The sequence below is a fragment of the Candidatus Scalindua japonica genome (genome assembly GCF_002443295.1).
Taxonomy (GTDB): Bacteria; Planctomycetota; Brocadiia; order Brocadiales; family Scalinduaceae; genus Scalindua; species Scalindua japonica.
Window position 1 is genome coordinate 179,254 of record NZ_BAOS01000013.1, and the last position, 12,368, is coordinate 191,621.

Annotated in this window: 8 protein-coding genes; 5 read left to right on the top strand and 3 right to left on the bottom strand. The window is 37.2% G+C overall.

Annotated elements, in window-relative coordinates:
- Window positions 1-72: 72 nt before the first annotated feature.
- From SCALIN_RS08305 to SCALIN_RS08315, 3 genes are all read right to left on the bottom strand, one after another.
- A complete protein-coding gene (locus tag SCALIN_RS08305) occupies window positions 73-1,026 on the bottom strand; it encodes a methylenetetrahydrofolate reductase (protein ID WP_096894042.1) in 954 nt (317 codons plus the stop codon).
- A 15-nt stretch (window positions 1,027-1,041) separates the two neighbouring features.
- Complete coding sequence (locus tag SCALIN_RS08310; RefSeq protein WP_096894043.1) at window positions 1,042-3,117, bottom strand: FAD-dependent oxidoreductase; 2,076 nt, start codon at window positions 3,115-3,117, stop codon at window positions 1,042-1,044.
- Between the two features lie 89 nt (window positions 3,118-3,206).
- Window positions 3,207-3,461 carry a hypothetical protein gene (locus tag SCALIN_RS08315; RefSeq protein WP_133111771.1) on the bottom strand — a complete coding sequence of 85 codons (255 nt, stop codon included), beginning with the start codon at window positions 3,459-3,461 and terminating at the stop codon, window positions 3,207-3,209.
- Between the two features lie 345 nt (window positions 3,462-3,806).
- Here SCALIN_RS08315 and SCALIN_RS08320 point away from each other — a divergent pair, with 345 nt between their 5' ends.
- From SCALIN_RS08320 to SCALIN_RS08340, 5 genes are all read left to right on the top strand, one after another.
- A complete protein-coding gene (locus SCALIN_RS08320; RefSeq protein WP_096894045.1) occupies window positions 3,807-4,229 on the top strand; it encodes a Crp/Fnr family transcriptional regulator in 423 nt (140 codons plus the stop codon).
- A gap of 425 nt (window positions 4,230-4,654) precedes the next feature.
- Window positions 4,655-7,705, top strand: coding sequence for a PAS domain S-box protein (locus tag SCALIN_RS08325; RefSeq protein WP_162532218.1), 3,051 nt, complete (start codon window positions 4,655-4,657; stop codon window positions 7,703-7,705).
- A 134-nt stretch (window positions 7,706-7,839) separates the two neighbouring features.
- Window positions 7,840-9,318, top strand: coding sequence for a CHAT domain-containing protein (locus SCALIN_RS08330; protein ID WP_162532219.1), 1,479 nt, complete (start codon window positions 7,840-7,842; stop codon window positions 9,316-9,318).
- 27 nt (window positions 9,319-9,345) lie between these two features.
- Window positions 9,346-10,638 carry a hypothetical protein gene (locus SCALIN_RS08335; protein ID WP_096894048.1) on the top strand — a complete coding sequence of 431 codons (1,293 nt, stop codon included), beginning with the start codon at window positions 9,346-9,348 and terminating at the stop codon, window positions 10,636-10,638.
- Between the two features lie 23 nt (window positions 10,639-10,661).
- Window positions 10,662-12,344, top strand: a complete 1,683-nt coding sequence (locus SCALIN_RS08340; protein ID WP_096894049.1) for an aromatic amino acid ammonia-lyase — start codon at window positions 10,662-10,664, stop codon at window positions 12,342-12,344.
- Window positions 12,345-12,368 lie beyond the last annotated feature (24 nt).

The following is a 12,368-nucleotide window of genomic DNA, read 5'->3' on the forward strand; positions in this document are numbered from 1 at the left end:
GAAACCAAGTAAAATCCGCCTCCTCTTTCGGCTCCGCCATTTGAAAGGGGAGGATTCCGGAAATTGGGTAGTTTATGGTGTCGGCCTTGGGAGTAACCCGGCTCTTTCTGTAATTTCAGGTACTATTTCTTCCCACTCCACTGCCATAATGTGCACGCCTGAAACTCCTTCGATTTTCCTTACTCTCTCAATTACTTCAAGACAGATATTTATACCTTCAGCTTTTTTCTTCTCTGCCCCTTCCAGACGCGTTATTATCTCATCAGGTACATCCATACCGGGAACATTTTTCTTCATGTACTTCGCCATGCCGAGAGATCTGATGGGTGTGACACCGGCCAGGATAAATACCTTCTTATGCAATCCCATGTTTCTGACCATACTCATCCACTTCTCAAATTTTTCAACATTGTAGATAATTTGAGTCTGAATAAAGTCTGCACCCGCCTTTACTTTCTTAGCAAGACGAGCAGCACGATATTGGAAAGGGTCAGAAAAAGGATTCTCCGCAGCGCCTAAAAAAAGTTTTGGCTCTTCTGTCTTTAATTCTTCGCCGGACTGAAACTTCTTCTCATCTCTCATTTGTCTGAACATATCAAGCTGGTTAATAGAATCCAGATCAAAAACACCTTTGGCCTCAGGATGGTCGCCAAAACACTGATGATCACCGGTCAGGCAAAGAAGGTTTTTCATGCCCAACGCTGCGGCGCCAAGTATATCACTCTGCATTGCTATTCTATTCCTGTCTCTACAAGTCAACTGCACAACCGGTTCCATTCCCATGTTCAAGAGTATGGCCCCGCTTGCGATACTGGAAAGACGTACCATTGCTGTCTGGCAGTCAGTTAAATTGAACGCGTCAGCATAACCTTTTAAAAACTTTGCTTTCTCTTCAACTGCTTCCCGACTGGCCCCTCTGGGAGGGCCCAATTCTGATGTAACAACAAACTCGCCTTTCTTGAGAAGCTTCTCTAAATTACTTCCTGATTTTAAATTATTATTGTTTGTGTCGTGTTCTTCGCTCATAGTGATATTAAATGGTTATAAATGCTTTATCTCGTCAATCAATTGATTTGCTGTTTGTAAAAAGCCGTTACCGTCCTGGTCAGGGAGCGCATGGTGTTTTATTCTCTCCTTTTCAATGCCGATTGAAACCAGGAAATCCATCGCGGTTTCAGCCCTCTGTTCTGCCCAGGCATGACATGAATCACCAAAATGGCACATATCGTCACATGATGTAATTAAAACTCCATCAGCACCCTTCTCAAACGCGTCTAGTATTAATCCGGGACTTAACTTTCCTAAACTGAGCAGATTAATCTGCCTGATATTTTCAGGCAACTCTTCTTTGGAGAGCGCCAGATCGAGATTATAACTGCAATAGAAGTTTATTATCAACGGTTCAGAAGTTTTTGCCTCTTTAAAAGCATCATTTAACTGGTCTTTGCCCATATCCTCATACTGACCCTTAAACTCTATTGCCTTTGCAGGGCATTCCACAACACACATCCCACACGATTGGCAATCATTTCCTATATGAGCAAAATTTTCATCTTCTTTTATCTTTGGTATTTCAAAAGGGCAGACCCTGACACATGTCAGACATGCAATGCAGAGCTCGGATGACACTGTGGCTCCGTTTCCACAGTTCATGCACCGCATTGCTTCACGTACCGCAATCTCTTCCGTGAAGCCCAGCTCAACCTCATCCCAATTCCCTGTCCTTGTATTTGGATCGAGGACCGGCATTTCATCCCTCTCTTCTGTTTTTATTTTCTCAACCCTTGTTTCCGTCTTTGACAGTTCATCAATAGGTTTAACGTCTCTGAATTTATGATCAGTCCTGGACGTTTTTCTGAGGTAATTATGTATTGATAACGCGGCTTTTTTACCATGCCCCAGCCCCATAGTAAGAGTTCCTCTGCCTAATACCACATCACCACCTGCGAAAACACCCGGCATACCAGTGCTTAAAGTATCAGCCTCTGCAGCTATTGTACCCCCTCCGGTAACTCCTATCTCTTCATGCCCTTCAAGAAACGACAAATCTGAAGCCTGGCCAATTGCCAGAATGATTGTATCTGCGTTTATTATAGACTCACTGCCTTGATGAAATGAGGGGTTAAACCTTCCCTCGCTGTCAAAAACAGATTTGACCTTGAGCGTTTCCAGACCAGCAACCTTGCCTCCCTCTCCTATAATTCGTTTTGGGCCTACTGAAGTGTGAAGAATCGCTTTTTCCTGCAGTGTTTCTTCTATTTCGTAATCGGATGTTGGCATCTCGTTTCTATGCTCCAGGCATACTATGTTAACTTCCTTCGGCCCAAGCCTCAAAGCAGTTCTCGCGCAATCCATTGCAACCGCGCCTCCTCCAATAACAAGAACGCTGTTTCCAACCTTTGCACTGTGATGGCAGTTTGCGCTCTTTAGAAATGATATGGCATCCTGCACCCCATCTAAATCTGTACCTTCGATGGGCAGACGTCTTGTTATGGGTAAACCCACAGCTAAAAATGTAATAGCAAAATCATTCTTTAAATCGTCAAAGGATATATCCTCACCTACAGTCATATTATATTTAATTTCTACACCAAGATCTGCTATCAAACCGATGTCTTTATCCAGAAACTCTCTTGGCAGACGGTATGTCGGCACGCCCATACGGAGCATACCTCCGGGACCGGAGTGGGCCTCAAAGATAGTACATTGATATCCAAGGAGTGCGAGATCTTTTGCGGCGGCAAGTCCTGCCGGCCCCGCTCCAATGATTGCAATCCTTTCAGAATACTTGATTTCTGCCTGTCTCTCTATACCTTTTGTTTTGTCATTGAGAAAGCCATCAGCAAGAAAACGTTTAAGCCATGCAATTGCGATAGGCTTATCTATAACATTCCTTCGGCATTCTGTCTCACACGGATGAGTGCATATGCGCCCACATGCGGACGGTAACGCGTTTCTTTCCGCGACGACCTGTATTGCTTCAGAAAACCGGCCCCTTGCGATCAATTGTATATAATCCCGCGCATCCTGTCGGATTGGACAGGCAACAATACATGGCGCCTCTTCGTCAACAATGTATCTGTTTATCTTTGACTTGTCCCCAAAAACATCAATCATATATCTTTAATCTTATATTTAATAGTAGAATACTGAACAAATTGCTGATTTATAAGAATTGAATATTCTATTTTGATAATGACATTATGTCAAGTGAAATTGGATTCATAGTGTTGTTTGGTTTTGACAAGATCAAAATCTACAATTTGAGACTGAAACCCTGATAGGGAACCCCATCTCTGATATCTTACAAAAATAGTGTTTCCTTTAAAAATTAAATTTGATGTATCGGTCATGGTGAAAATCGGAGGTATTCTGACAATCAGTAGTTTGTCACTCTCAGTAACAATCAGTTCGGTTTCCAGCTGGGCCTTGTTACCTTTTATTTGGATTTTTAATGACATCCCATTTATCATCCATAGATCCCTTTCTAAATTGGTAGCAACAGTTAAGCTGTGGTGTAACCACTATCCCCCATCATGCTTCACAAATTCAACCACATTGTATAACAATCCAAACATATTGACTTGAAAAAATACTTGATTTCTACTCATCGTTGTTCTATCCTTAATTTTGTTCCTATAAAGCAATCCCATATCATCTATGGTTGAAATAAGCTTTTACGGAATAGACACAAAAAATAATCTGTTTTTTATAATTTCTAGATTAAAAATAAGCATGTTACTTCAGGCGTTGTTTTAATCTGGAAGATGTTTTCTTTCCTGTGAAATTATAGGGTAGGTTTTACGATGGATATTAAAGATTTAATTTTCACAAACAAAGAAATACGTTTTAAGAAAAATGAGATTATATTTAAAGAGAAGGAAGAAGGTAAGGAGATATATTTTATAGTTTCCGGCATGGTCAAGATTGTGAAAAGAGTATTAGATAAAGAAGTAGCATTAGCAATCATTGAACCAGGTGAGTTTTTTGGGGACATGTCTTTAATAACGGGAAATAGACGTGTTGCATCAGCAAAAGCTAACACAAACTGTGAGTTGAATACTATGGATAAGAAAACATTTGAATTAAATCTATCAAATAATAAAAGGTTTATGAAAAGTATTGTTGAGTCACTTGCTTTTCGCCTTGAAGAAACGGATTTGACTCTTAAACATTATCTCCAGAAAACCTTGGTTACTTTACCAGGAAAATCAATTTCTATCTTCTAAAGAGGTGTCTAAATTGAATAAATGGCATAACATACACAACCGCCATTTTTTATAATATAAACTACGTATACCAAGTAGATTATTACTATTCCTAAATCATAATAAGCTTATAATGTTGAGAGAAAATAGCGTTTTGCCTATTCTAATCCTCATTCATTATAGTGAGGCATGCAATATCTTTCTCTCGCAGACATTTGTGAAGAGTTTTCTGAAAGGAAATAGATATTGTTATGCTTCTATAACAAATCATTGTGTTAAATTTACCTGTTTCATTTATCTCTTTTTAATTTCAGTCCCTGGAAATTCGCTATTGTAATTATTATTTGATATTTCAATAGCAAATTAATATTTCAGTTTTTTTTAGTTGAAGTATGATAGAGAAACTCTCAAGGGTCAATAGATGGTTTAAAAAGGAGGTTGGTTTAATGAAAACTCACAATCAAAACGAATCAACAGACTTAAATCCCAAAATCACAAAGTACATTGAACTGAAAAGGACTGAAATCTTCGATAGCTGGCTAGACGCTTTAAGGCAGAAATGGAACGATAAAGCAGACCAGAAAATATTTTTAATTAAAAAAAATCAAGAAGAAAGAAAAGGGTTGTTCTCTTTGCTGTTAAAGTTATTATTGTCATGCAATATCGGATTAGAGGACTCAGATTTAGAAAGAATTTTATACAAGATCAGAAAAGAAGAGTATTCGATTTCAGATTTCTATTTTGAAGTAAGGTCTCTTGAGGAAACTATTGAAAAGGTGTTACAACGTTCACACGATATAAAAGCCATAGAACTTATAGATTGTAGAAACCTGACTCGAATGAAGCTTTCAAACGTATTCGAAGCCGTTCTTAGAGAAACATCAGAGGTTTATGAATACGTCTGTGAATTGGGTAGCAGGGGATTTTGTCAGTTTGATATAAATGGAAAAATAATCTATGCCAATAAAGAAATGCATGTACTCATGGACTCAAAAGCTATTATTGGTAAACAATTTGAATCTCTATTTATAGATGATGATCAAGAAGTTAAACAAATGGCGATTTCCGGTAGTCCAGGTGAGAAACCAATAATACAACAGTTGCAATTAATAGTCAATAACAGTAGAACAAAAACAGTCAAAGCAGAGATCGCTCCTATCTTTATAGATGGCAATAAAATAGGGGGATATGCCAGTATTACAGATATTGAGACGGAGATGACTATCTTTAAGCACTCACCTGTAGGAATAGCCAAAGCAAATACTAAAGGAATAATAACTTATGCAAACAAAACGATGTGTGAAGAAATCTGCCAGTCAGATAAATTACAAGGAAAGCTTGTAAGTGATATATTTGATACAAAAAACTATGAAATTGTTAAAAACCAGCTTAAGAAGCGAATGGAAGATGGATTGAGTAATGAGTATGAGGTTGAAATAACCCGCGCCGATGGAAAACAGATTCCAGTTATGATCACTGGCATGTCCGAAAAAAATTCCCTGGGGAAATCAATTGGAACACTGGCAATATTCCGGAATATTGAATTGGATAAAGCGGCTAAGGAAATGCATAAACATATTGAAACTATCCATGACGAGCAACAACTTCTTCAAAATGCAGCGAGAATAACAAACGTACTTGTTCCCTTTGAACTATTCACAGTTTTTGTATATAGTTCTGATATGAACCATGAACGTATACTTTTTTCCTATCCACAAAGAGATGAACAAGAGAGTGAAAAGGTCCGGTGGCGAGAGCTACCCTCTAATATGGCAAACATTGTAAAAAAGAAGACCGTTTTTACTACGAATGATTTACCTCAACTATCAGAACAGTTCATGTTTCAGGGCTTCCGTTCCTTAATCGGATATAATGTCATAAGAGAAGGTAATACGGTAGCATCCTTTTTCCTTCTAAGCAGAAAAGAAGATACTTTCAATAAAAAAGATGAAATAAAAAAGCACAAAGATTGTTTTGAATATAAAAAACTACCCTTAGATGAAGCTGTGCTTACCGCTATGTCTTTTGAAAAGGAAAAGGAATTAACATTTCGACTTAATCTTATTAAAGATATTTCGTCTGCATCTAATAATATTAAGAAGATAGCAGTTGTGATTGTCAAAAGACTCAGTGAACACTATAACTGGCAACATGTTTCTATCTTCCAGGTGAATGAAGGACAAAAGAAAATACGACTACTGTGCCAGAAATCCAGTTCTAAAGCATTTTCTTTGTTTAAAGGTTATGAACAACCTATAAATGCTGGTATCCTTGGCCATGTCTACGCCAACAAAAAAATTGTAAATACGGGAGATGTGCGCGGAGATAGCAAATATAAAGATAAATATCTGGAAGGTTTTCAAAATACGACTTCTGAACTCTGCCTGCCCATTATCATGGAAGGCGATGTTGTTTGGTTACTCAACATAGAAGATTCACAAAAGAATGCTATTTCAAAAAATGAAGAAGATGCTTTAAAGGTAATAATCAACGAAATACAATCATTAGTGGAAAAATCCAATATCCAATATTTTCTCAATTCTACATTAGAATTTGCCTCAGATATGGTAATTGTCACCGACAGTAAGGGGAAGATAGAGAGGGTAAATCCAGCATCTTTGAAGTTACTTGGCTATTTAGAAAAAGAGATGAAAAACAGGTATTTCAAGGAATTTATTAATAATGAGGATGTTACCAAGGATATATTAGATGCTGATAATATTCCCAGTGATGAAGTTGTTTTGCTGAGTAAGTCTAACAAAGAAGTGAATGTGCTCCTGTCTGTGGTTCGATTACCAGAAGAATTTGCTAAAAAAGTTTTTATTGCCAAAGATTTGACACAACATAAACGATTAGAAAAGATGGCTTTACTGGATAAAATGTACCAAGAGATAGCAACACAGACGAAAACACCTCTTTCACTGGTTTTTAGATGGTTGAAAAAAATAAAGAGTAAAAACGAGCTTGATTTAGAGATGTTGGAAAAAGCCATCAGGCAGTTGCATAAGGTTGAACTTACCTATGACAGGCTTGCTCTTTATAATTATGATGAAAAAAAAGGTGGGTTTTCTCATGATAAAATACGCATAGAGATCTCGGAAGTGATTGATATCGTTATGGATGAGCTTCCTGTGGCAGAAAAAAATTTAATTAAGTATGAAAAAAAACAAATGCCGTCGATGTACGGTGACATCTTCCAACTTTCTTTTTGTCTCAAAACAATTCTTTCTTATTTGTTAAGATACGTCCCGGAAGATGAAAAGATACTTGTGAACATATTCAATAAAAATAATATGATTAAATTGCATATAAACGGTTTTTACCCAGAACTATCTAATGCAGAATATTCGCGAACGTTGGCTGAAATGGCTCTTGGTGAAGAGATTGTGAAAGATTTTATAAAACAACATGACGGAGAATACAAACAAGAGAAAAGCAGTGGAAGAATAGAGTTCCACATTGATTTACCTATTGACTTGAGAGAGGAACGAAAATGAATATTAACGTTCTCATCGTTATTCATGATCCGGAACAGAGAGAGGTAATTGAGGACATAATAAGGAAAGGGCTTTCAGAAGACGGTCATAACGTAGACATACGAAATGCTATTAGTGAAGCGAAAGCAAAGAAAGTGATAATAGAAGACCTGAAGTATGATTGTGGATTGGTCATTACCCACTTAAATATTCCCATAGACAATAAAAGCCCTCTTAACGAAGACGAAAAAAGGGGCTTTGTCTTTTTGAAATGGCTGGAAAATGAAAAACATAATATTCCAAGTATACTTATCTCAGATGCATCCAACCCTGAATTATACAATGCTGCACAGAAAATTGCCGGCTGCAAGTTGGTGCCGACAAGTGAGAAAATGGAAGATGATCTACTTGAATTCGCCAAAAAAGAGTTGGGTACACAGGAAGAAAAAAAAGAAAAAAGAAAAATTGTAAACCTTGATATCAATTTAAATTTTGATCAAAATGCGGGTAGTTATGTTCTGAAAGGAGTAGGATTTCCTTATGAAGATCATGGTAATCTCAAAATTGATTTAGAAATGATGGAAGATCTAGTAAAACGTTCACGAAATATTGAAGATATCAGAAAATCTAGATGGGAGGAAGAACTTCAAGCCGTTGGAAAAATATTAATAAAAGAAATTTTTGTAAAGAATAGAACTTTGCACGAACATTTTTATGCTCAAATTGGTAAGGGAATAGGGATTGAAAATGCAAAGATAAGGTTTTTAATTGAAAAAGGAGCTAACCCTATTTTTCTTGAAGCTTTATATAGTGCAGATGAAATATCCAATAACTATTGGATGCTTGAAACTCCAATCACTCGTAGATTACAAAATGTTGAAACCTTAGGATACCCTCTTTTTCATGATGATGAGACAAATGAAGGGCCTATTAATTGCCTTATCATCGAGGCAGATAGCCATGGATTTGTAGGTATGAAAGATGAAGAGGGAGAGGATATGGTACTGCCTGAACTTAAAAATATAGAATATGAAGCTGATTTTCTTCACGAATTTTTCTGTAATAGTAAAGAATCAGTTAAAACAGGTAAAGTATTTAAAATCGAATGTTCTCATAATAATTCAGGAAGTGAAATAATCGTAACAAAAAATAATAAAGAGTACTCATATAAGTTTTCAGCAGAAAATTCTTTTGAAGAATACGTGGAGAATATACTCAAAAGTGAAACATGGCATCTTGTACACTTTGCAGGACATTCTTTTTGTGATCAAAAAGGCAATGGTTTTGTTTTTTTTCCAGGGAAAGCAAAATCACCTATTCCCATTGAAATTACTGATTTTGCCAAATTATTAAGGGTAACAAAATGTAGATTCATTTACTTGAGTAGTTGTCACAGTTCGAACGAAGATTTCGTATTTGAGCTTGCTAGAAATAAAGTTCCTTCTGCCATTGGTTTTCGCTGGAAAATAGATGATGATAAGGCTAAAGAACTTGCCAAGATTTTTTATGAATATCTTTTTAAATTAAAATCATTAGAATATGCCTTGTTGGAAGCACGAACAAAAATGCGTAAATTAGATTCTGATAATAAAATCTGGGCTGCTCCAATGTTAATTATGCAAATGGGAGATTAAACCATATTTCACTTTTAAGGGGTGGGCATGGGATTAAAAGAATTTTTCCAAAATATTACAAGTGAACAAACAAAGCGAAAGTTTTACAACCGCATCCCTGGAGACCATGTTGAAGGGTTTTCCCCTGATGAATTTGTACCGAACAAAAGTTATTTTGAAATTCAACTATCCGAAATGTTTCTCCGGGACAAGAGTGAATATTGGCGAGACTTTATTCCCTTAAGCATTGTTGTAAGCGATTTTATATATGATGGAAGAAGGCATATCATTCCTTTTTTTGTTGAAAATCAACTTCTTAAAGAGAGTGAGGTAAAACGACACACTAAAGGAGAGTACGTAGAATACCTTAATACCAGGGTTGCCGGGCCCATTCCTTATGTTGGTGATAATATTTCACTTTTTGTAGGTTTGTATCGTGTCAAGGTAAACGACCTTGCGGAGAATCTTTTTAACTTTCTCCAAAATATAGTAAAAACTTTTGACAACCCGATGCTTTCAACATATCTTCGTATTGCCAAGCCTCTGGGCGAAGGGCTTCCACGATTATTAGGTATGAAAGATGTCGAATTCAGATTAGGTACCAGAGATGAATTTAAAGATACACAAGACGATCCTCATCGCTTCCAGGAGGGTTACCTTGTCTATATTAACTGCCCTGAAGACAATATAAAGCTTAACAATCTATGGGTCAAGGATGGCCGTCTGTTTTACGGAGAAGATAAAAACACAAGCAAACATTTCAGGGAATACGATTACTGCCTGGTCCGTGTCGTACACCGTTCTGAAAGAAATGACTATCAGTCTTTCCCCTGTTATAGATTATGGGAAAAATCGTTAGACATGATTTATCATGGTAAACTTGAAGAAGGAGATCGCTTATTCTTGGAGTTTGGTAATGAGTTGGCTAAATCGCCAGACATGACAATGACGCATAGATATAACCTTATCCGAGCGTTTAAGGCAAATTATGAAAAAGAACTTGACCTAATTAAAGAAATTGGTCATAGAGGAAGTGGTCATAATAATACTAAAGTCTCCAGGGGATCAAGGGGGATGCTAGGGCCGCAGGATTATATCCAGAAAACGTCATTTTTGGCCAAAAAAAATGGAGTTCAAAATAACATAGTTAATGACATTTGTGATATCAGTAAAAATTGGAATGAAATACCAGAACTAGCAAACCGAACTAAGGATTTTAAATTGACAAATACTGTTCTGAATAAACAATTAAAGGCATTAGATACTGTAGGTGAAATTCACGAACAAGATCCAATAGATTTGATGAATGCTATCACACTAGCTACTTTTAGAAAAGACTAAAACAGGTTTGTACTGAAAAATTAATGAATAAAAATTTTGTTTCTTTTTTAATGTCCACTGGTAAAAAGCATGTCACTTTAAATGGAGATTCCAACCTTTCAGTTGAAGACGTCCTCTCCATTGCAAGAAAGTGCCTTCCTGTTCATATCAAATTAACACCAGAAAAAAAACAGAGAATGCAGGACAGTTATGACCATATGATGGAACAGGTGCGTAATGGTATTCCGATATATGGGACAAATTCTTCATTTGGCGCACAGGCTGGAAGATTACACCATGATGGTGATGAAGAGGAGCGTGTGAAAATTGCAAGAAGAATTTCCGAATCTATATTGATTGCAGATGTTTCTGTTGGGCCATCTCTCCCTAAAGATGTGGTTCGGGCAGCTATGCTTATCAGGGTAAATATGCTGCTGCCAGGAATGAGCGCAGTTAAACTAGATGACCTTTCGATCTTCATCGAAATGTTAAACAAAGACATAACTCCCATTGTTGGATCTTACGGAAGCATTGGAGCATCAGGCGATCTCGCACAGAACTGTCGTATCTTAAATGCTGCGATGCAAAGAAGCACAACAAAAGTGATAGATAGGAATGGCGTAACGAGAACCGCCGATAATGCGCTTACAGCGGCAGGACTAAAAAAGCTTGAATTGGGACCAAAAGCTGGTTTGGGCCTTGTAAATGGTGATAACTTTTCCACTGCTGCGGCTGCTCTATTGTTTGTTGATACCGTCCAACTAATGCTGCTTAACACAGCAGTTTCAGCACTTATCATTCAAGCGTTAAGAGGCACTGACCGTTCCTTTCATCCTATACTATCTGGAGTTCGTCTCCATCCAGGACAAAAGTTTGCAGCACTGCTATATCGAAAACTCCTTCAAGGGAGTAAGCTTTCCTATCAAGAAATGTCAGGGCATAAGTTACGTGAGAGTGGAGTAAAAGTGCAGGATGGCTACAGTCTTCGTTGTTTAAGTCAGTTTTTTGCCCCACACTGGGAAAATCTCATACGTATAAAGGACACCATTACTACCAACATAAACAGCGTCTCTGACAACCCAATCTGGGTTCCTCCTGATTACGCTACAGATGGAGAAAAACCGTGGCAGTGGGTTAGCGGTGGAAACTTTTTAGGAATTCATATGGCAGAATCAATAGATCAAATGAGAAAGATACTTACACACATCACCAAAGTTAACGACAGGCACTTAGCAAGACTTATCAATAGAAATGAAAATAATGGACTTCCAGACAATCTTTCAGATAATAAATCTTTAACAAAGTGTACATTTAAGGGAATACAGATACAGATGGGTATGATGGAAGTTTACTCTTCCGTTTTATCCATACCGGTTACCACATTCTTTGGTGTACATGAAGAAGATAATCAAGACATTACAGCCCATGGGCTTACCTCATGGTTGCTTGCTAAGGAAAATCTGAGATTGGCCAGATATGCTGTTGCGACAAATCTTATAGCATCTATGCAGGCTGTTGACTTACGGGCGGTTAATGAACCTGAAGGTAAAGGGAAAGAACTCTTGTCACCAGCCACACAATATCTTTATGATTTTATTCGCAAATCTATACCTTACATCGATACAGACCAGTCATTATCACATTATCTTGAAGACATTTATAATAAAATTTCTGATCCAGATACTATTGCACAACTAACAGAGCCTCTTTTAGATTTATTAGAATAATTCAACTCCCTTTATAGCACGGTG